Here is a 20,854-nt window from a genome sequence, read left to right on the forward strand (position 1 = left end):
CCGCCGGGGGGCCGGCCGGCCGGGGGCTCCGGGCTGTCCGAAGGCTGCTGGCCGCCCGTAGGCCGCCGGTTGTCCAAAGGCCGACCGCTCTCCGCGGGCTGCCGGTCGTCGGGCAATACCGTCCCCTTCCGCTCACTGACCGGAATCGCCGGGCGGCGGCTTCCAGCTCCGCAGCACGGCGTCGAACTGCTTGCGCGTCGTGGCCCAGTCTTCCTCAGGACCGGACATGTAGATCGCGTACTCGGTGCTGTTGTCGTCCGAGAAATACATCTGGTCGATCGCGTGCCGCGGGCCCGGGTGCCCCTCCTCCTCGATCCAGGTGAACTCCCAGAGAGCCGCTTGCGTCTGGTCGCGGAAGGTGTCCGGAGCCAGTTTGACCCGCGTGTACTCCGGCAGCCGCTGAAGACTCTTCTCCATGCTCAGCATGTGCAGATACGGATTCTCGAAGTCGGGCGCGCCGACGCTGATCCGGATGAGATGGCGGCCGTTGTCGGGGGTGAAGTCGATCTGGTCGCCGTCCATCTGGCGTTCCCACCCCGGCGGGACGCTGAGGCTGAAGCCCTCGGGGGCCTCCACGCGCTCCCAGCCGTCGGATATGGAGCCGCCGCCCTCGTCCGTACCGCCGCCGCCGTCTCCCGTACCGCTGCTCTCGTCCGTACCGTTGCTCTCGTCCGTAGTGCCGTTCACCGACTGACCGCCGGTGGTGTCCGCGCTCCGCGTGCCGTCGCTCTTGCCGTCGTTCTCGGCGTACTTGAGGGCGGCGTAGCCCGCGCCGCCGCCGAGGACCGCCGCGACGACGACGGCCGCGACCGTCGTACGCCAGCGGCCACGGCGGCCGCCCACCGCGCCCGCCCCGGGCCCCGGACCCGCGCCCGAGGGCAGCGCGCTGGGAACCGTGGCCGGAGAGACGGTGCCGGGAGGAGGGGCGGCGGAGACGGGTACGGGCCCGGACGCGACGGGGTGCGGGGGCAGTGGTGCGGTGGCCTGCCACCGTTCGCCGTCCGGCACGACCTGGGTCGGTGCGTACGCCCGCGCGTCGTCGGACGGACGTCCCTCCAGCACCGCGCGCAGCATCCGCTCGGTCTCGGCCGTTCCTGGCCGCCCCGCCGGGTCCTTGCACAGCAGCGCGGCGATCACGGGTGCCAGCGGTCCCGCCTGGCCGGGGTGGTCCGGCTCGTCCGTGACCACGGCCTGCATGGTGGAGAGCGGCGAGGAGCGGCGGAACGGCGAGATGCCCTCGACCGCCGTGTAGAGCGTCACGCCCAGCGACCAGAGGTCGGAGGCGGGGCCGGGGTCGTTGCCGCGTACCCGTTCGGGTGCCAGATAGTCGATGGAGCCGACGAGTTCACCGGTCCTGGTGATGGTGGAATCGCCCTCGATCGCCGCGATTCCGAAGTCCGTGAGCAGTACCCGGCCATCGCGCGCGAGCAGCACATTGCCCGGCTTCACATCGCGGTGCAGCACGCCGGCGGCATGGGCGGCGCGGAGCGCGCCCATGACCTCGATCCCGATCCTGGCGGCCTCACGGAAGTAGACCGGACCCGATTCCTTGGTGGTGTCGGCGAGCGAGGGGCCGTCGACGTACTGCATGACGATCCAGGGCCGGTCGTCGTGGTAGAGGACGTCGTGGACCGTGACCACACCCGGATGGGTGATACGCGCCGCCGCCCGCGCCTCCTTCTGGGTGCGCTGGTGCAGTACGGCCCGGTCGGCCTCGGAGACATAGCGCCCCGCCGTCAACTCCTTGACGGCGACGGTCCGGTGCAGGACCTCGTCATGCGCGCGCCATACCTTGCCCATGCCGCCGGCGCCGATGGTCTCGCCGAGCCGGTAGCGCCCGGCGAGCACCAGTCCCATGCCCTTACCGGCACCGGCACCCGCTCCAGCGGTCGCACCCGTACCCGCGCCCGCGCCCGTACCCACGCCCGTGCTCTGTGAATGATCCACGTCCCCCGCCCTGTTCCTTGGGATGACAGGTTACGGAGGGGAAGCGCGGACGCGGAACCTCGGGTCCCACACGGAAACAGCACTGTGACGCGGAGCGCCGCCCCCGCACCGCGCCGGCGGGGGCGACCGTTCAGTCGCTCACCCGGTAGGCGACCGTGGCCTGTTGGTAGATCTCGTCGACCTTGTCACGCTGGCTGTCGGGGCCGATGACCTGGATGATGTGGTATCGGTCGCCGACGACCATGGCCAGATTCCGCACGAAGACCTCGCGCCCGCTGCTGTCCTGCCAGGTGAACTGCCCCTCGGCCATGGCCTGTCGGCCCACGTCTATCCGGCGCAGCCCGGAGGCCGTGGCCCAGGAGGAGTCCCGGAACGGCTGAAGCTCCCGCTCCTTGTCGCGCTGATACACCATGGGGTCGCTGCCGTTGTCCGCCACGCTGTCCCGGCCTGGGACGACGATCAGGGTGAAGTCGCCGCCGCCATAGCGGACTTGACCGCTGTCGTTGATGGGGCTCCGCTGCCAGTCCTTGTCGACCCCGACCCGGAAGCCCTCGGGGTCGTCGCGCAGGACATATCCGTCGGCGAGATCGACGGCGGATCCGGAGGTCGCGGGAGCGGAGGTCCCAGGAGCGGAGGTGGCGGGATCCGAAGGGGCGGGGTCCGCCCCGCCCGAGCCGTCGCCGTCCGTGCTTTGGTCGTCCGGGGGCTGCGGCGCGGAGGACGCGCCGGGCGTCGCCTCGCCCACGCTCTGGCCCCGCTGTCCCGTATCGGCCTTGGGCATGAAGACCACGGCGTACCCGATGGCGCCCACGAACAGGAGCAGTATCAGGACCAGGAGCGTACGGCCCAGGGAACGGGGGCCACGGCCGCCGCTTCTCTCGGACCTGTCCGACCGCCGCTCCAGCCCCTCCAGCCGGTCGTAGGACTCCTCGGACTCGTACGACCGCGGGGCCGGCTGCGAGTGCGCCTGCGGATGCGGGTGCGCCGGCGCGTGGGGCTGCTGGTACTCGGGCTCCGACGGGTGCTCGTGCTGATACTGCCGCTGGTCGTCGAGGCCGCCCCTGTCCGCCTTCTCCTTGCGCTCCTTGCCCTTCTTGTGCCGGTGCCGCCCCGCGTCGCCCTTGCGTCCACGGCGCTTGCGCACCAGCTCGCCGCGGCGGCGCACTATCGGCAGCCGTGTCTCGTCCGCCGGTACGGGTACGACGTCGAGTCCGGCCTCCGGCTCGGGCGCCGACCGGACGAGCGAGCGCAGCCAGCCGCGCAGTTCCTCGAAGTCCGGCCGCTCGGTCGGGTCCTGACGCAGCAGCGACTCGACGACGGGGCGCAGCGGGCCGCACTCCTCGGCGAAGGCGGGCGGCTCGGCGCAGACGAGCTGGACCAGCTCGACGGCGCTCTCCTCGGGGTACGGGGCATGCCCCTGCACCGCGCGGTAGAGCAGCGCGCCAAGCGCCCACAGATCGGTGGCGGGGCCGATGGGCGGCGCGAGCTGCCAGTTCTCGTGGACGGGGCCCGCCTGCTCGGGCGCCCAGCGCTCCGTGACGGCCCCGACGATCGCGATACGGGCCTGCCGGGCGCGCTCGGCGGCGAGCGGGGTGGCGGGGCCCCGGTAGGCGGGCACGGAGCCGCTCGCCACGATGTCGTCCCACCGTCCGGTGCCCGCGCCGACTCCGGCCACGGCGGGCAGCCGTGCGGTCTCGCGCTGGGCGTCGGCGCGCAGCGCGTCGCTCGCACCGCCCGACGGCCAGCCGCCGCCACCGCCGCTGCCGGGTCCCGAGTACGGGGTGTCCCCGCCCCGGGCCACGACGATCTCGCCGCCCTGCCCGGTCCCGCCCGCGCCTCCCCCGGCGGGCATGCCGGACGTGCCGCCGGCGAAGGGGCCCGGCGAGTCAGGACCGTACGGGCTGCCGCCCGCGGGGACGGACCCCGAGGCGTCGTTCCAGGGGGCCGGGCCGTCGCGCCAGGTGCCGGCCAGTTCCGCGCGGTGCGGGGTCTGCGGGTCGTCGTCCTCGTCGCCGTCCGGTCCCTCGAACGGGCGCGGCTGGGCCCACCAGTCCGGGTCGTTGCCGCCGCGCTGCGGCAGCTCCTGCGGGCCCGTGCCGTCGGCGGCCTCCGGCAGCGGCGGCACCGCGGGCCCGCCCTTGCCGGCGGCGCGCTGGTCCTCGCTGGCTCGGGCGGCGGCGCGCGCTCCCGCGCGGTAGGCCGCGATGGCACCGGCGCGCGCGGCCCGGATGTCCCCCGAGGCGGTCCCGCCGGGCAGCGCGCCGCGTGCGCCGCCGTAGGGAGCGGGGATCCCCGGCGTACCGGTGCCCGGACGCGGCATCGCGCCGGACGTGGCGGACGAGGTGCCGTCGCCGTAAGGGCTCTCCGCGCTTCGGCCGGGGCCCAGCGCGGCCCGGCCTGGCGCCCCTGGCACCCCCGCGGTCGGCCCGGGGTCGTACGGCAGTGCCGGTGCCTCCTGGGCCGCCGGCATCTCCGGCCGCGCGGACTGCTCCCGCTGCCCGAGCTGTTCGGTGGTGCCGAACCCGGGGCCGGCGCCGAGCCGTCCCGTGGTGGCGGATGTCTCGTCGGCGCCCAGCTGCCGCTCGGCGTCGGGCCGTGCGCCGGAACCCAGCTGCCCGTCCGGGGCGAGCCGCTCGTCGAGCCCGCGCTGGTCCGGCGGCTCGGGCACCGGCGCGTATCCGCACAGTGCCTCCTCCGCCGCGCCCGCCGCGAGGCCGGTCAGTACGACCCGGCCGTCGTCGCAGACGAGCACCGTACGGACGGTGATGTTCCGGTGGGTCCAGCCGTGCGCGTGCAGCACCCGTACGGCGGTGAGCACGTCGGAGGCGATCTCCGCGGCCCGGAACGGATTCAGCGGCCTCTCGGCGAGCAGCGCGGCCAGCGGTCTGGCGGCGACGAGTTCACTCACTATCCACAGCGAGCCGCCGTCCGCGAACACGTCGAAGACCTGGTCGAGTCTGGGGTGGTCGGGGATCTGCGCGGCGGTCTGCGCGGCCTCGATGGCCCGCCGCACCGCCGGGTCGGTGGCCTTGCGCGGCGCGCGCCCGGAGACCCGCCGCGGCGTGGCGGCCCCCTCCGCGTCGACGACCTCCGCCTCCACGACCTCCGGCAACGGCACCTGTCTGACGAGGACTTCCTGCCCGCTGTACGTGTCGAACGCCCGGGTCTCGACGAGTTCGTACTCGTCGGACGGCGGCAACGGCAGGCGATAGCGGTCGGCCAGCACCCGCCCCGCGTAGTCGTCCACAACGCCTCCCCACACACACGCTGTCTCCCGGTCCCGGAGACCCGCGAAACCGCCAATTCCGGTCGTTTACCGGCTCATTGTGGATGCGTACGGTTCGCGGGTTCTCACGATACGTGGCCGCGGGCGAACATGCCGCAGGGTCGGGACAACCCGGTGCGGAACGTTTACATCCGGTGCCCGGAGCCGATCCCCCAGGCGGCCGTCGCGCCGATCACCCGCCGGCCGGAACCAGCCGGTCCGGTCAGCCCTTCGGCTGGAACGTGCCGAACGCCGTCTCACGCAGCGTGGCGCACTCCTTCGCGTCCCACTCACTCGCCCGGCAACTGATCATGATCGAGTAGCCGCGCTTGGCGTCGATCTTGAAGCCCCGGTCGAGCACCTTGATCCGCTGACCGCTCTGGTCCCGCTCGAACGTCCAGTCGGCGACGGTCGGATAGCCGTTGTAGTCGACCTTCTTGATGCCGAGGAGCTTGTAATTGCTGCTGCTGCCGCTGACCGCCTGCTGAAGTCCCTGCCACGCGGCCACCGCGTCGTCGGTCGGACTGTCGTTGAAGTCGACCTGGACGCGCGGGAATCCGCCGTCGGCGCTGTAGATACCACCCGAGTTCTGCCCGGCTATGCCTGTTCTGTGGAATCCCTTGGGCATCGCCATCGAGAAACGGAACCGCCCGTCGGTCACCGTGGCATACCCGGCGGGCAGGGCGTCGCCCCCGGTTTCCTTGCCGCCGATGTCACCGGCGTCGCCCGACGCGTCGGAACCGGAACCGGGGTCACCGGACTCCTTCCCCGCCGAGGCCGCCGCGTCCCCCTGGCCGTCGCCCTTGCCGCTCGTGTCCGGTTCGGGGGTCTGCTCCTGGTCCTTGCCCTTGGCGTCGTCGGCGGCGGCGCCGTCGCCCGCCGAAGACGCCGTGGTGCCGGTGCCCTTCTCCGACGCCTCACCGCCTCCCCCGTTCAGGGCGACGATCAGAACGGTGGACACCAGGGCCAGCGCGGCCACGATCGCGATGATCACCAGCGTGCGCCGGGGCACCACATCGGTGAGCGAGGCGCGCGGCGGCGAGGGCCGTGACGGCTGGACCGGCTCGGGCCGCTGCCCGGCGCCGGACGTCGCCGAGGCGGCGTTCCGTACGGAGCGCAGCGCACCGCGCACCCGGTCGCCACCCGTGTCACCGGCCGGAGCCGGGGCCGTCCGCGCGGACCTGTCCTCGGCGGGCAGGGGCGGCAGCGGTACGACCCGGGTGGCGTCGGGACCCGGCTCGGGCACACCCGGCGCCTGTTCCGGCGCCTCGATGATGTCCATGAGGAGCGCCCGCGCGCCCGCGTCGTCGAGCCGCTGCGCCGGGTCCTTGGCGAGCAGCCCGTAGATGACCTCCTCCAGCGCGCCCGCGTTCTTGGGCGGGTCGAGCGGCTCGGTCATCACGGCGGTGAGCGTGGCGATCGCGGAGCCCTTGTCGTACGGCGGGCAGCCCTCCACCGACGCGTAGAGCAGACCGCCGAGCGACCAGAGGTCGGCGGCGGGCCCCGGCTTGTGGCCACGGGCGCGCTCCGGCGAGATGTACGAGGGGGCGCCGACGAGCATGCCGGTGGAGGTCACCGAGGGGTCGCCCTCGACCTGGGCGATACCGAAGTCCGTGAGGACCACGCGCCCGTCCTCGGCGATCAGCACATTGGACGGCTTCACATCGCGGTGCAGGATGCCCTCGCGGTGCGCGGAGCGCAGCACGTCGAGGATCGCGAGCCCCACCTCGGCGGCGCGCCTCGGTGTCAGCACGCCGTCCTCGCGAACGGCCTCGGCGAGCGACTTGCCCTCGATCAACTCCATGACGATCCACGGCCGGTCGTCCTCGTCGACGACGTCATAGACCGTGACCGCGCCGTTGTTGCGGATCCGGGCGATCGCCTTGGCCTCGCGCAGTGTGCGGGTGATGAGCCGGCGCTTCTCGTCCTCGTCGATGCTGGAGGGGAAACGCAGTTCCTTCACCGCGACCGTACGGCCGAGCGTCTCGTCGAGGGCCCGCCAGACCGTGCCCATACCGCCACGGCCGAGCACCGCGCCGAGCCGGTATCTGCCCGCGAGCAGGCGCCCTTCCGGGGTGCCGACGGCGCCGGAGCCCGTCTTCTCGTCCCGGGAGCCCTTCTCCTCGTCCCGCTGGGGCTCCTGCGCCGTGTCCCGCGACTGCTTCGACTCCGACATGCGTCCCCTCTGCGATCCCTGATCCTGGCCCGCGACTGCCGCCCGCCCGCGCGGTGCCGTAACGCGCCCTGACAGAGCCTTCATTGTCCCTCACTCCGGGACCGTCACCGCTCCCGGGTCCTGGATACATCATGGCCTTGTTCGGACTTGACACAAATGTGCTGGGTACGCGTGTGCCTCATGGGGACGGAGTGAGCGAAGATACACCGAACACGGACAGCGGACCCGCCATCGTCACGTCGGCAGGGCATCCGGGGCCCCGGCCCCCGTCCGGCCCCGAACCTCCGCCACGGCGGCGGGTGTCAGGTATCGGACACCCGCCGCCATGCACCAAGTGCCATGTATCAGACGTCACGTGCCCGGCGCCGGACGCCGCCCACCGGGCGGCGGACGCCCCCGGGCGCCGGCTGTGAGAGGGGAGATATGAGGTGAGATGTGAGAGGAGATGTGAGGCGTCAGATCGCCACGATGTCCGGCGCACCGAGCCGTGCCGCGTCCGCCGTCTGGTCGTCCGGCTGCCGCTGTGACTCCCGCTCCGCCTCCACCCGCTTCTCGTAGTACTCGACCTCGCGCTCGATCCGGTCCTTGTCCCAGCCGAGCACCGGCGCCATCAGCTCCGCGCACTCCCGCGCGCTGCGCGTGCCGCGGTCGAAGGTCTCGATCGAGATCCGGGTCCGCCGGGTCAGCACGTCTTCGAGATGGCGTGCTCCTTCGTGCGAGGCCGCGTAGACCACCTCGGCACGCAGATAGTCGTCGGCCGCCGCGAGGGGCTCGCCCAGAGAGGGGTCGGCGGCGATCATCTCCAGCAGCTCCTCCACCAGCGTCCCGTACCGGTTCAGCAGGTGCTCCACCCGCACCACATGGATACCGGTGCGCGCGGCCATCCTCGCTCGCGCGTTCCACAGCGCGTGATAGCCCTCGGCGCCGAGCAGCGGAACGTCCTCCGTGACACACTCCGCCACCCGCTGGTCGAGGCCGTGCACCGCCTCGTCCACCGCGTCCTTGGCCATCACCCGGTACGTCGTGTACTTGCCGCCGGCGACCACCACCATGCCGGGCACCGGATGCGCGACCGTGTGCTCGCGGGAGAGCTTGCTCGTCGCGTCCGACTCCCCGGCGAGCAGCGGGCGCAGTCCCGCGTACACCCCCTGGACGTCGTCCCGGGTCAGCGGGACGGACAGCACCGCGTTCACCCGCTCCAGCAGATAGTCGATATCGGCACTGGAGGCCGCCGGATGCGCCTTGTCCAGATCCCAGTCGGTGTCGGTGGTGCCGACGATCCAGTGGCGCCCCCAGGGGATGACGAACAGGACCGATTTCTCCGTCCGCAGGATCAGCCCCGTCGTGGAGTGGATCCGGTCCTTGGGCACGACGAGATGGATGCCCTTGGAGGCCCGGACATGGAACTGTCCGCGCTCATTGATCAGCCCCTGGGTGTCATCCGTCCACACCCCGGTGGCATTGACGATCTGCTTGGCCCTGATCTCGTACTCCCCGCCCGCCTCCACGTCCTGCACCCGTGCGCCGACGACCCGCTCGCCCTCCCGCAGAAAGCCCACGACCCGTGCCCCGCCGGCCACCTGCGCGCCATAGGTCGCCGCCGTACGGACCAGGGTCGCCACATAGCGCGCGTCATCCATCTGGGCGTCGTAATACTGCAACGCGCCCACCAGCGCGTCCTTCTTCAGACAGGGCGCCACCCGCAGCGCCTGCCGCCGTGAGAGATGGCGGTGCACGGGCAGTCCGCGGCCGTGCCCCGACGACACGGACATCGCGTCGTACAGCGCGACGCCCGAGCCCGCGTAGAACCTCTCCCAGCCCTTGTGCCGCAGCGGATACAGAAACGGCACCGGTTTCACGAGATGGGGCGCCAGCTTCTCCAGCAGCAGCCCCCGCTCCTTGAGCGCCTCCCTCACCAGTGCGAAGTCGAGCATCTCCAGATAGCGCAGACCGCCGTGGATCAGCTTGCTCGAACGGCTCGATGTGCCGGCCGCCCAGTCGCGCGCCTCGACGAGTCCGGTCGACAGCCCCCGGGTCACGGCGTCGAGGGCGGTCCCGGCTCCGACCACACCCGCGCCCACCACCAGCACGTCCAGTTCACCCTCGGCCATCGCCGCGAGCGCCCGCAAGCGCTCGGCGGGTCCCAGTGTCGCTGTCCTCACCGCTGCCTCCCGTAGTCCCCCGTCTGGTCGGGCTCACAACATCGATTCTGTCCGCACCACACGACTTCAGCCACCGCCTGTGGATAACACCGGTCACACCCCGAGCGGGACCGAGCGGGACCAGGCGGAACCGGGCGGGGAGGAGCGGACCGGAACCGGGCGGGGGAAGCGGACCCGGGCGAGCCGAGGGGGGAGAAACACACTCTGCCCGGCCGCGCAATACCGCATAACGGTCATATTTAAGCCTAGTCTGACATTGCGCTTCCCCATTCTGTCCACCGGGCTTGCGCTCACTGCCCACCTCGGCTATGGGAAGGACGGCCACCACCGTGCCCGCAGATCTCGCCGTCATCGGACTCGGCCACCTCGGTCTGCCCCTCGCACAGGCCGCCGTCGCCGCCGGTGTCGACACCATCGGCTACGACACCGATCCGTGGCCCGTCGCCGAACTGGCCGCGGGACATCCACCGGTCGAGGGTTCGCTCACCGCCTCCGAGATCCGCCGGATGCTCTCGGGAGGCTTCCGGCCGACCACCAACCCGACCGATCTCGGCCGGGTCCGTACGGCCGTCATCTGTGTCCCCACCCCCCTCGGCGCCGACCGCACCCCCGATCTGGGCGCGGTCGGCGAAGCGGCCCGCGCGCTGGCCGCCCGGCTGCGCCCGCACACCACCGTGCTGCTGGAGTCACCCGTGGCGCCCGGCACCACGGAGGGCTTCCTCCGCACCATCCTGGAAGACGGCTCGGGCCTGCGCGCGGGCCGCGACTTCCATCTCGCGTACTCCCCCGGCCGGCTCGACCCCGGCAACCGCGCCCACGGCTTCGCCGGCACCCCCAAGGTGATCGGCGGTCTCACTCCCGCCTGCACCGAGTCGGCCGCCGCGTTCTACGGCCGCCTGACCGAGAAGGTCGTCCGCGCGCGCGGCCCGCGCGAGGCCGAGACCGTCAAGCTGCTCGAAACCAACTTCCGGCATGTCAACATCGCGCTCGTCAACGAGATGGCCGTGCTCTGCCACGACCTCGGTGTGGACCTCTGGGACGTGATCCGCTGCGCCGAGACCAAGCCCTTCGGCTTCCAGGCCTTCCGGCCCGGCCCCGGTGTGGGCGGCCACGGCGTACCGATGGACCCCAGCTGTCTGCCGCACGCGGGCCGCACCCCCGGCCATCCGCTGCGTATGGTCGGTCTCGCCCAGGAGATCAACACGCGGATGCCGCAGTACGTCATCCAGCGCTGCGCCACGCTCCTCAACGAGCACGGCAAGTCGGCGCGCGGCGCACGGATCCTGCTCCTCGGCGTCACCTACAAGCAGGACCTCGCCGACCAGGAGAGTTCACCGGCCAAGGAGATCGCCTGCCGGCTGATGGATCTGGGCGCGACGGTCACCTACCACGATCCCTACGTCCCCGACTGGCGGGTGCGCCAGGTGCCCGTCCCGCGCGCGGACTCGCTCTACGAGGCCGCGGCCGACGCCGATCTGACGGTGCTGCTCCAGCACCACCGTACGTACGACCTCCAGGGCCTGGCGGTCAAGGCCCAACTCCTGCTGGACACACGGGGCGCGAGCCCGGCGGGGACCGCGTACCGGCTCTGATCAAATGCCTACGGGAGTGTCGTACCGGACTGCTACTGTCCTGGCCCATCGTGCTCAAGTCATGCGCACGACACTCATCCCGTGGGGGGATCTTCCGTATGAGCCAGCCCGTTCCACCGCCCGGCAACCCGTTCGCCCAGGGCGCCGCCCAGCCGGACGGCGCCGTCCCGCCCGCCCCGTTCGGCGACCCGCCCGCCCCGGTCCGCGACAACATCGGACTCGGTCTTGTGGCGGCCCTCGTCGCGGCCCTCGTCGCCGCCGGGGTGTACGGCGGGATCGCCGGCGCCATCGAGCGCGAGATCGGCTGGGTCGCCATCGGTGTGGGTTTCCTGGTCGGATTCGCCGCGGGCAAGGTCGGCGGGCCCAGCCCCCTCCTGCCGGTCGCCGGCGCCGTCCTGTCCCTGGGCGCCGTCTACCTCGGCCAGCTCGTCGGTATCGCGGTCATCATCGCGAAGGAGCTGAATGTCTCGGCGACGGACATCTTCTTCAACAACTTCGGTCTGCTGAACGAGGCATGGGGCGAGAGCAAGGACCTCATGACCTTCGTCTTCTTCGCGTTCGCCGCGTTCGCCTCGTTCGCGGGGGCCAAGAAGGCCGCCGAGTAAGGACGTCGTGAACGGCGAAGGTGCCCGGACCAGCACACGGTCCGGGCACCTTCCCTTCGGCACGGGCGCGGGGACTCGCGCCCCTTCGGCCCAGGCTCGGAGCTCGCGCTCAGCGGCGGTGCTGCGAGTCCGCCACCGTCACCTCGACCCGCTGGAACTCCTTGAGTTCGCTGTAACCCGTCGTCGCCATCGCCCTCTTCAGCGCCCCGAAGAAGTTCATCGATCCGTCCGGGATGTGCGAAGGCCCCGTCAGGACCTCCTCCGTCGTCCCGACGATGCCCAGATCCACCAGCTTGCCGCGCGGCACGTCCTCGTGGACCGCCTCCATGCCCCAGTGGTGCCCCCGGCCCGGCGCGTCCGACGCCCGCGCCAGCGGGGAGCCGATCATCACCGCGTCCGCGCCGCACGCGATCGCCTTGGGCAGATCGCCGGACCAGCCGACCCCGCCGTCCGCGATCACATGGACGTACCGGCCGCCGGACTCGTCCATGTAGTCCCGGCGGGCCGCCGCGACATCCGCGACCGCCGTGGCCATCGGCACCTGGATACCCAGCACATTGCGCGTGGTGTGCGCGGCGCCGCCGCCGAAGCCGACCAGCACGCCCGCCGCGCCCGTACGCATGAGATGCAGCGCCGCCGTGTAGGTGGCGCAGCCGCCGACGATGACCGGCACGTCCAGCTCGTAGATGAACTGCTTCAGATTCAGCGGCTCGGCGGCCCCGGAGACATGCTCGGCGGAGACCGTCGTCCCCCTGATGACGAAGATGTCGACCCCGGCGTCCACCACGGCCTTGGAGAACTGCGCGGTGCGCTGCGGCGAGAGCGCGGCGGCCGTGACCACGCCCGAGTCCCGCACCTCCTTGATGCGCTGCCCGATCAGCTCTTCCTTGATCGGCTCGGCGTAGATCTCCTGGAGCCTGCGGTTGGCGCTCGGCCCGTCGAGAGCGGAGATCTCCTCGAACAGCGGTGCCGGATCCTCGTACCGGGTCCACAGGCCTTCCAGGTTGAGCACACCCAGACCGCCCATCTCACCGATCCGGATCGCGGTCGCGGGGGAGACGACCGAGTCCATCGGGGCCGCCAGGAAGGGCAGCTCGAACCGGTAGGCGTCGATCTGCCAGGCGATCGAGACCTCCTTCGGGTCCCGGGTGCGCCGGCTGGGGACGACGGCGATGTCGTCGAAGGCATACGCCCTGCGGCCGCGCTTGCCGCGCCCGATCTCGATCTCAGTCACGATGTGTGGCCTTTCGCTCTGCGTCTGCGTTTTCCAGTATCCAGGACACCCCGGGCACACCGGTGAGGGGCGGTCCCGTACCACCGGGACCGCCCCTCGTGGGCACACGCGCCGACCGCTCCGTGAGCCCGGTGCCGTGTCAGCGGGCCCGGTGCCCTGTCAGCCCTTGGTGTAGTTCGGCGCCTCGACCGTCATCTGGATGTCGTGCGGGTGGCTCTCCTTGAGCCCCGCCGAGGTGATCCGTACGAACCGGCCGCGCTCCTGGAGCTCGGGCACCGTGCGTCCGCCGACATAGAACATCGACTGGCGCAGTCCGCCGGAGAGCTGGTGGACGACCGAGGAGAGCGGGCCGCGGTAGGGCACCTGGCCCTCGATGCCCTCGGGCACCAGCTTCTCGTCGGAGGCCACACCCTCCTGGAAGTAACGGTCCTTGGAGAACGAACGCTGGTCGCCGCGGGACTGCATCGCGCCGAGCGACCCCATGCCGCGGTACGACTTGAACTGCTTGCCGTTGATGAAGAGCAGTTCGCCCGGCGACTCCTCGCACCCCGCGAGCAGCGAGCCGAGCATCACCGAGTCGGCGCCCGCGACCAGGGCCTTGGCGATATCGCCGCTGTACTGGAGACCGCCGTCGCCGATGACCGGGACGCCCGCCTCCTTGGCGGCGAGCGAGGCCTCGTAGATCGCGGTGACCTGCGGAACACCGATACCGGCGACCACCCGCGTCGTACAGATGGAGCCGGGGCCGACACCGACCTTGATGCCGTCGGCACCGGAGTCGATCAGCGCCTGGGCGCCGTCACGGGTGGCGATGTTGCCGCCGATGACATCCACCGCGGAGTTGGACTTGATCTTGGCGACCATGTCCCCGACCAGCCGGGAGTGACCGTGCGCGGTGTCGACGACGATGAAGTCGACGCCCGCCTCGATCAGCGCCTGCGCGCGCTCGTACGCGTCGCCCGCGACCCCGACGGCCGCGCCGACGAGCAGCCGGCCGTCCTTGTCCTTGGCCGCGTTCGGGTACTTCTCGGCCTTGACGAAGTCCTTGACGGTGATCAGGCCCTTGAGGACCCCGGCGTCGTCGACCAGCGGCAGCTTCTCGATCTTGTGGCGCCGCAGCAGCTCCATGGCGTCCACCCCGGAGATACCGACCTTGCCGGTGACGAGCGGCATCGGGGTCATGACCTCGCGCACCTGGCGCGTACGATCCGCCTCGAAGGCCATGTCGCGGTTGGTCACGATGCCCAGCAGCTTGCCGCCGCGGTCGGTCACCGGGACACCGCTGATCCGGAACTTGGCGCAGAGCTGGTCGGCCTCGGCGAGCGTCGCGTCCGGGTGGACCGTGATCGGGTCGGTCACCATCCCGGACTCGGAGCGCTTCACCAGGTCGACCTGGTTGGCCTGGTCGGCGATGGAGAGATTGCGGTGCAGCACGCCCGCGCCGCCCTGCCGCGCCATCGCGATCGCCATCCGGGCCTCGGTGACCTTGTCCATCGCCGCGGAGAGCAGCGGGATGTTCACCCGTACGTTCTTGGAGATGTACGAGGAGGTGTCGATGGCATCGGGCGCCATATCGGACGCGCCCGGCAGCAGCAGCACGTCGTCGTATGTCAGCCCGAGCGTCGCGAATTTCTCGGGCACTCCGTCGACGTTTGCAGTCATGACACCTTCCCCAAATGGCCTTGATCGGTGCGGATGTCCATGGTAACGGGCTCCACACGCCTCACATTCCACACCCGTGTACGCGATCTCCGCTCCCGGGTGCCGATCGCGTCACACCCCACGGCAGCCCGTCACACGCCACCCGCGCCCCGTGACAGCCGGTGCTGCCCGCCCGTGCCACCCCGTCGCATCCCACCCGCGCCCGCCGACCGGCGGAGCGCGGGCGGTGTCACTGCTCCGGGCGGTGTCACTGCTCCGCCAGCGCCCGCAGTCTGCTCAGGGCGCGGTGCTGGGCGACCCGGACCGCGCCCGGGGACATCCCCAGCATCTGGCCGGTCTCCTCGGCGGTCAGCCCGACCGCGACCCGCAGCACCAGCAGTTCGCGCTGGTTCTCCGGCAGATTGGCGAGCAGTTTCTTGGCCCACTCGGCGTCGCTGCTGAGCAGCGCCCGCTCCTCAGGACCGAGTGAGTCGTCGGGCCGTTCCGGCATCTCGTCGGACGGTACGGCCGTGGATCCCGGGTGGCGCATGGCGGCCCGCTGGAGATCGGCGACCTTGTGCCCGGCGATGGCGAAGACGAACGCCTCGAAGGGCCTGCCGGTGTCGCGGTAACGAGGCAGTGCCATCAGCACCGCGACACAGACCTCCTGCGCGAGATCCTCCACGAAGTGCCGCGCGTCACCCGGCAGCCTGCTCAGCCGCGTACGGCAGTAGCGCAGCGCGAGTGGATGCACACGAGCCAGAAGATCGTGTGTGGCCTGTGCGTCGCCGTCGACGGCACGGTGAACGAGCGCACCGATCACCGTGGTCTCGTCATCGCGCATCGGACCATGGTGCCTTGGCGGCTGCTGATCGGTGGCACCGCGTCCGTAGTTGTGCACCGAAGCGTTATGAGCGGGTGCGGCAGAACTCATCCCCTGCGCCCTCCCCTCGCGCTCGTCCGACTCGTCCCCGAGGAACTCCACACCCTCAAGGATGCGGCATCGCGCGGGAAACGGATGCGCACGGGCGTACGTTGCCCCGCCCCGCCCGGGTCCTGCCCTGCTGGACAGGACCCGGCGGCGGACGGGTGATGAGGACCTGTCGCCTCGTCGGACCGGGCCCCGGTACGGCGGACCAGGCCCTTGCGGACCAGGTCCAGTCCCGGCCCCGGTCCCGGCGGACCAGGTCCCGGACTCAGCGGACCAGGCCCCAGCGGAAGCCGAGCGCCACCGCGTGCGCGCGGTCCGAGGCACCGAGCTTCTTGAAGAGCCGCCTGGCGTGCGTCTTGACCGTGTCCTCGGAGAGGAACAGCTCACGGCCGATCTCCGCGTTCGACCGGCCGTGACTCATGCCTTCGAGCACCTGGATCTCGCGCGCGGTGAGCGTGGGCGCGGCGCCCATCTCGGCCGAGCGGAGCCGGCGCGGCGCGAGCCGCCAGGTCGGGTCGGCGAGCGCCTGGGTGACGGTCGCCCGCAGTTCGGCGCGCGAGGCGTCCTTGTGCAGATACCCGCGGGCACCGGCGGCGACCGCGAGCGCGACGCCGTCCAGGTCCTCCGCGACCGTGAGCATGATGATCCGGGCCCCGGGATCGGCCGAGAGCAGTCGGCGGACCGTCTCGACACCGCCCAGGCCCGGCATGCGGACATCCATCAGAATCAGATCGGACCGATCGGCGCCCCAGCGGCGGAGGACTTCCTCGCCGTTGGCCGCGGTCGTCACGCGCTCGACGCCGGGCACGGTCGCGACCGCGCGGCGGAGCGCCTCTCGGGCAAGCGGGGAGTCGTCGCAGACGAGGACGGATGTCATGACCGTCCTCCGCAGCTAATGCGCGTCACCTTGAGCCTCCAGGCTGGGTACATATCGTCACCTGTGCGATTGACGCTCTCGGACATGCGCCCGAGCGCTCGTTCTGTCAACCGCCTCGCACACTCAACGACGGTCACTCGAAAGAGTTACGGGTCGGACGGTGGAGTTCGGCACTCCCCGTGAGGGGCCGGACACAGAGGAGAGCGCCGCGGGTCGCCCGGCCTTCACTCAGAGCTATGCCCCATTTAGCGGCTTTTCTTCACTTTTGCTGGTGTCTGTGGCTAGATTCGCAATGAGTCATATTTACATCTACTTGGATAGTAGATGTACGGTCGTGAGCACCGGTGCGAGTTGCGCGTCGGGCTCGTACCCGGCGTCCAAGCGGCCCGTATCCACTTAGCACGGTTTCAAGGGGACATGAGCAATGGCAGATTTCTCCCGCCTTCCCGGACCGAACGCAGATCTGTGGGACTGGCAGCTCCTGGCAGCTTGTCGTGGTGTCGACAGTTCACTCTTCTTCCATCCGGAGGGGGAGAGAGGCGCGGCACGGAGCGCGCGTGAGAACTCGGCAAAAGAGGTGTGCATGCGATGCCCGGTACGCGCGGAGTGCGCGGCGCACGCGCTTGCGGTACGGGAGCCGTACGGCGTGTGGGGCGGACTGACCGAGGACGAGCGTGAGGAGCTGATGGGGCGCGCGCGCACCCGGCTGATCACCGCGTCGGCCTCGACGTCGGCCTCGGCCTCCGCACCGGGTACGAACGGCTCGGACGGGCACGACAGCCACACCGACGACTGACAGAACGCGCACGCCAGCACAACGAAGAAACGTTCCTGCACAGTCCTGCGCGGGTCTTCTCCCCACCCCGCCTCCCCCGCCCACGAGGGAATCAGCGCGCGGCGGCCAGGACCAGTTGATCCAATGTCGCCGCCACCGCCGGCACCTTCGCCAGATCCGGCAGCGTCAGAGCGACGATCTCCCGGTGGACCGACGGCTCGACCGTGAGCGTACGGACACCCCTGGGGCGTACGGCCTCCAGCGCCAGCTCCGGCAGCATCGCCACCCCCAGCCCCGCCGCGACCAGGCCGATCACGGCCGGATAGTCGTCCGTCGCGAAGTCGATCCTGGGCGTGAACCCCGACTCCTCGCAGGCGTCGACGAGTTGCTTGCGGCAGCGCGGACAGCCCGCGATCCACGGCTCGTCCGCCAGCTCACCGATCGCGACCGTTCCCGCACTCGCGCCGTCACTCCCGGCCGTCCCCGTCCCCACGCCCGCGCCCGCGCCCGCACCCGCCAGCCGGTGTCCCTCCGGGACCACTCCGACGAGCCGGTCCACCAGCAGGGGGCGCACGACCAGGTCGTCCCACTCCGCGGCGGAGCCGCCGTACCGGAACGCCAGCGCCACATCGCAGTCCCCCTCGCGCAGCATCACCGCAGAGGCGGGCGGCTCGGCCTCGACGAGCGAGACCCGGGTGCCCGGATGGGCCGCGCGCAGGGCGGCGAGCGCGGTGGGCACCAGTGTGGAGCTGCCGCTGGGGAACGAGACGAGCCGGACCCGGCCCGCCCGCAGCCCCGCGATGGCCGCCATCTCCTCCTCGGCGGCGGCGAGTCCGGCGAGAATGCCCGTCGCGTGCCGTACGAGCACCTCGCCCGCCTCCGTCAGCCGCGTCTCACGGCCGGTCCTGACGATCAGCGCGGTGCCCGCGGACGCTTCGAGCGCCTTCATCTGCTGGCTGACCGCCGGCTGCGTACACCCCAGCTCACGCGCCGCCGCCGAGAAGGAGCCGGTGGCGGCCACGGTGCGCAGCACACGGAGATGACGGGCCTCGATCATCCCTCCACCATAAGAGGGTCTTTGGGATATCACCAGATAACGGATGAATCCTTTGAGGGAAGACCGGCCGAGCCCGGATAACGTGGCGGGATGAAGCTTCTGACCGTGAATGTGGGGCGGCCGAAGGCCGTGGAGTACGCCGACGCGGGCGTTACGGGAATCGACAAGCGGCCCGTCGACGGTCCCGTACGGGTGGCGGATCCGGGGCCGAAGGGCGAGGGCGGCAGCGGTCTCTCCGGGGACACGGTCTGCGATCTGCGCCACCACGGCGGCAGCGACCAGGCGGTGTACGCGTTCGCCCGGGAGGATCTGGACTTCTGGGAGCGGGAGTTGGGCCGGCCGCTGGCCAATGGCGCGTTCGGCGAGAATCTCACCACGTACGGGCTCGACATCACCGGCGCGAAGATCGGTGAGCGCTGGCGGATCGGCTCGGATCTGGTGCTGGAGACGACGAGCGGCCGGATTCCGTGCCGTACGTTCCAGGCCTGGCTCGGTGAGACGGGCTGGCTCAAGCGCTTCACGGGACAGGCCGTGACGGGCGCGTATCTGCGGGTCATCACTCCCGGCGAGATCCGCGCGGGCGACGCCATCGAGATCGTCCACCAGCCCGCTCACGAGGTGACGGTGTCCATGGCGTTCCGTGCCGTCACCACCGAGCGTGATCTGCTGCCGCGCCTCCTCGCGGCGGGAGAGGCGCTCCACGCCGGGAAGCTGAGGACCGCGCGCGAGTATGTGGCCCGGTACGGAGACGGCGTGGCGACGGCGTAGAGGCGGCTCGTACGGGGGGCGGCGGGGCGTACCGGCGGGGCGGCGGAATGGCCGTGCGGCGGGCGGATCCGAGCGGGGCTCAAGCGGGACTCAGGCAGGACTCAAGCGGCGGTCAGGCGGGAATCAGGGTCGCCCCGAGGTCTGGGAATACCGGTGAAATGGCCCTGACCTGGGGCTCGTTGGGCGGAATACTTCTTGCGTAGGGGATGCCCCTGAGAGTGCGGGGCGGGGTCTCGGGGGCGCCTCGGGGGCGCCCCCGATGAAGTGGAGTGGCGCCCGCCGGGACGCTCTGAGCATGTCTGGCTTCAAGCGCGTCCTCATCATGCTGCTGTCGATCGGAATCGTTCTCACCCTGGCGGCCGGCGGCGGTCTCCTCTGGGTGTACTCCGGCGCCAAGGTGTCCACGGCCGGCCGGGGCGGCTTCCGTAACGAACTGACCGTGCCGCCGCTCGCCAAGTCCTCGGTCGGCCCCGACGGCACCCGGGTCTTCGACCTGCGGATGCAGTCCGGCGAAACGGAGTTCACGGCCGGGAAGAAGACCCCGACCTGGGGCTTCAACGGCAGTTATCTGGGACCCACGCTGCGCGCCGAGCGCGGTGAGAAGGTCCGGGTGCGAGTGAGGAACACCCTGGACGAGGCCTCGACCGTGCACTGGCACGGGATGCGTCTGCCCGCGAAGATGGACGGCGGCCCGCATCAGATGGTCGCTCCCGGAGAGACCTGGTCGCCGCACTGGAAGATCGACCAGCCGGCCGCGACGCTCTGGTACCACCCGCATCCGCACGGCGAGACCGAGGACCACGTACAGCGCGGACTGGCCGGGATGTTCATCCTGGACGACGCGAAGTCCCTCGGACTCGGGCTGCCGGACACCTATGGCGTCAACGATCTCCCGCTGATCGTCCAGGACGTGAAGTTCGACGGAGCCCGGTTCGACCACGGACACGGGCTGTTGCAGACGGTCGGCTTCCTCGGTGACCGGACGATGGTGAACGGCACGCTCGACCCCTACCGCGTGGTCGGCGACGAACTCGTACGGCTGCGGCTCCTCAACGCCTCGACCGCCCGCACCTACGACTTCGGTTTCGACAACAGCCGCGCGTTCTCGCTCATCGCCACCGACGGCGGACTGCTGGAGAAGGCGGTGTCCATGGACCGGATCCAGCTCTCGCCCGGCGAGCGCGCCGAGATCGTGGTGCGGGTGCGGCCCGGGGAGCGGACCGTACTGCGCAGCTACCCCCTCTCCATCGGCCAGGACTTCTACAACCAGCGCTTCAACGGGGGCGACGACACCTTCGACATCCTGGAACTGCGTGCCAAGAAGCGGCTGCGTCGCTCCCCCGCGCTGCCCGCCGCCCTCGGAAAGCTGGAGATACCGAGCGGCGCGCACCCGGCACGCGGACGGTTCTTCGACCTCCAGCTCCCCGGGATCAACGGCCGCAGCATGAACATGAACCGGATCGACGACACGGTCACGCGCGGTACGACGGAGATCTGGACCGTACGGAACAACAACGGCATGCCGCACAACTTCCATGTCCACGATGTGCAGTTCAGGATTCTGTCGGTGAACGGCCGGGAACCGGAACCGGCTCTGCGCGGCGCCAAGGACACCGTCTTCATCCCGGACCGTACGACCGTGAAGCTGGCGATGCGCTTCGACGGACCCTCCGACCCGAACGCTCCGTACATGTACCACTGCCATCTGCTCTACCACGAGGACCAGGGGATGATGGGCCAGTTCGTGGTGGTCGAGAAGGGACAGCGGGCGGGCCGTCCATCTGCTGTCCACACACATCAGGGGCACTGACTCAGGCACTAACG

Annotated in this window: 14 protein-coding genes; 5 read left to right on the forward strand and 9 right to left on the reverse strand. The window is 71.0% G+C overall.

Annotation, left to right across the window (positions count from 1 at the left end; translation table 11 throughout):
- Positions 1-132 precede the first annotated feature (132 nt).
- From OG214_RS15510 to OG214_RS15525, 4 genes are all read right to left on the reverse strand, one after another.
- Positions 133-1,857: a serine/threonine-protein kinase gene (locus OG214_RS15510; protein ID WP_405987516.1), complete on the reverse strand. Its 1,725-nt coding sequence runs from the start codon at positions 1,855-1,857 to the stop codon at positions 133-135.
- A 220-nt stretch (positions 1,858-2,077) separates the two neighbouring features.
- Positions 2,078-5,194 (reverse strand): protein kinase, encoded by a 3,117-nt coding sequence (locus tag OG214_RS15515; protein ID WP_405985080.1) that lies wholly within the window; start codon positions 5,192-5,194, stop codon positions 2,078-2,080.
- 241 nt (positions 5,195-5,435) lie between these two features.
- A complete protein-coding gene (locus tag OG214_RS15520; protein ID WP_405985081.1) occupies positions 5,436-7,388 on the reverse strand; it encodes a protein kinase domain-containing protein in 1,953 nt (650 codons plus the stop codon).
- 455 nt (positions 7,389-7,843) lie between these two features.
- Positions 7,844-9,550 carry a glycerol-3-phosphate dehydrogenase/oxidase gene (locus OG214_RS15525; protein WP_363080415.1) on the reverse strand — a complete coding sequence of 569 codons (1,707 nt, stop codon included), beginning with the start codon at positions 9,548-9,550 and terminating at the stop codon, positions 7,844-7,846.
- Positions 9,551-9,879: 329 nt separating this feature from the next.
- Between OG214_RS15525 and OG214_RS15530 the strand changes: the two genes are divergently transcribed.
- Together OG214_RS15530 and OG214_RS15535 are read left to right on the forward strand one after the other, a co-directional pair.
- The gene (locus OG214_RS15530; RefSeq protein ID WP_405985082.1) at positions 9,880-11,142 is read left to right on the forward strand and encodes a nucleotide sugar dehydrogenase; all 1,263 of its coding nucleotides are present in this window, start codon (positions 9,880-9,882) and stop codon (positions 11,140-11,142) included.
- 98 nt (positions 11,143-11,240) lie between these two features.
- Complete coding sequence (locus OG214_RS15535) at positions 11,241-11,747, forward strand: hypothetical protein (protein WP_363084069.1); 507 nt, start codon at positions 11,241-11,243, stop codon at positions 11,745-11,747.
- Between the two features lie 109 nt (positions 11,748-11,856).
- On the opposite strand, the gene OG214_RS15540 is transcribed toward OG214_RS15535, so the two are convergent.
- From OG214_RS15540 to OG214_RS15555, 4 genes are all read right to left on the reverse strand, one after another.
- A complete protein-coding gene (locus tag OG214_RS15540; protein WP_363084068.1) occupies positions 11,857-12,981 on the reverse strand; it encodes a GuaB3 family IMP dehydrogenase-related protein in 1,125 nt (374 codons plus the stop codon).
- Between the two features lie 159 nt (positions 12,982-13,140).
- A complete protein-coding gene (gene guaB / locus OG214_RS15545; RefSeq protein WP_363084067.1) occupies positions 13,141-14,643 on the reverse strand; it encodes an IMP dehydrogenase in 1,503 nt (500 codons plus the stop codon).
- A gap of 247 nt (positions 14,644-14,890) precedes the next feature.
- A complete protein-coding gene (locus OG214_RS15550; protein ID WP_066949642.1) occupies positions 14,891-15,466 on the reverse strand; it encodes a sigma-70 family RNA polymerase sigma factor in 576 nt (191 codons plus the stop codon).
- A gap of 352 nt (positions 15,467-15,818) precedes the next feature.
- The gene (locus tag OG214_RS15555; RefSeq protein WP_003948568.1) at positions 15,819-16,430 is read right to left on the reverse strand and encodes a response regulator transcription factor; all 612 of its coding nucleotides are present in this window, start codon (positions 16,428-16,430) and stop codon (positions 15,819-15,821) included.
- 424 nt (positions 16,431-16,854) lie between these two features.
- On the opposite strand from OG214_RS15555, the gene OG214_RS15560 reads away from it, so the two are divergent.
- Positions 16,855-17,226, forward strand: coding sequence for a WhiB family transcriptional regulator (locus OG214_RS15560; protein ID WP_363084066.1), 372 nt, complete (start codon positions 16,855-16,857; stop codon positions 17,224-17,226).
- Positions 17,227-17,317: 91 nt separating this feature from the next.
- Here the strand turns inward: OG214_RS15560 and OG214_RS15565 are convergent, their stop codons facing one another.
- The gene (locus OG214_RS15565; RefSeq protein ID WP_405985083.1) at positions 17,318-18,262 is read right to left on the reverse strand and encodes a LysR substrate-binding domain-containing protein; all 945 of its coding nucleotides are present in this window, start codon (positions 18,260-18,262) and stop codon (positions 17,318-17,320) included.
- Positions 18,263-18,352: 90 nt separating this feature from the next.
- Here OG214_RS15565 and OG214_RS15570 point away from each other — a divergent pair, with 90 nt between their 5' ends.
- Both OG214_RS15570 and OG214_RS15575 read left to right on the forward strand, forming a co-directional pair.
- Positions 18,353-19,030 (forward strand): MOSC domain-containing protein, encoded by a 678-nt coding sequence (locus OG214_RS15570; RefSeq protein WP_363084064.1) that lies wholly within the window; start codon positions 18,353-18,355, stop codon positions 19,028-19,030.
- A gap of 295 nt (positions 19,031-19,325) precedes the next feature.
- The gene (locus OG214_RS15575) at positions 19,326-20,840 is read left to right on the forward strand and encodes a multicopper oxidase family protein (protein WP_405985084.1); all 1,515 of its coding nucleotides are present in this window, start codon (positions 19,326-19,328) and stop codon (positions 20,838-20,840) included.
- Positions 20,841-20,854 lie beyond the last annotated feature (14 nt).

Origin of the sequence: Streptomyces sp. NBC_00872, from assembly GCF_045161915.1 — a bacterium.
Taxonomy (GTDB): Bacteria; Actinomycetota; Actinomycetes; order Streptomycetales; family Streptomycetaceae; genus Streptomyces.

Coding starts and splice junctions, on each gene's coding strand:
- OG214_RS15510 (WP_405987516.1), bottom strand. CDS start 1,857: ATGGGACTGGTGCTCGCCGGGCGCTACCGGCTCGGCGAGACCATCGGC.
- OG214_RS15520 (WP_405985081.1), bottom strand. CDS start 7,388: ATGTCGGAGTCGAAGCAGTCGCGGGACACGGCGCAGGAGCCCCAGCGG.
- OG214_RS15535 (WP_363084069.1), top strand. CDS start 11,241: ATGAGCCAGCCCGTTCCACCGCCCGGCAACCCGTTCGCCCAGGGCGCC.
- guaB (WP_363084067.1), bottom strand. CDS start 14,643: ATGACTGCAAACGTCGACGGAGTGCCCGAGAAATTCGCGACGCTCGGG.
- OG214_RS15550 (WP_066949642.1), bottom strand. CDS start 15,466: ATGCGCGATGACGAGACCACGGTGATCGGTGCGCTCGTTCACCGTGCC.
- OG214_RS15555 (WP_003948568.1), bottom strand. CDS start 16,430: ATGACATCCGTCCTCGTCTGCGACGACTCCCCGCTTGCCCGAGAGGCG.
- OG214_RS15560 (WP_363084066.1), top strand. CDS start 16,855: ATGGCAGATTTCTCCCGCCTTCCCGGACCGAACGCAGATCTGTGGGAC.
- OG214_RS15565 (WP_405985083.1), bottom strand. CDS start 18,262: ATGATCGAGGCCCGTCATCTCCGTGTGCTGCGCACCGTGGCCGCCACC.
- OG214_RS15570 (WP_363084064.1), top strand. CDS start 18,353: ATGAAGCTTCTGACCGTGAATGTGGGGCGGCCGAAGGCCGTGGAGTAC.
- OG214_RS15575 (WP_405985084.1), top strand. CDS start 19,326: ATGTCTGGCTTCAAGCGCGTCCTCATCATGCTGCTGTCGATCGGAATC.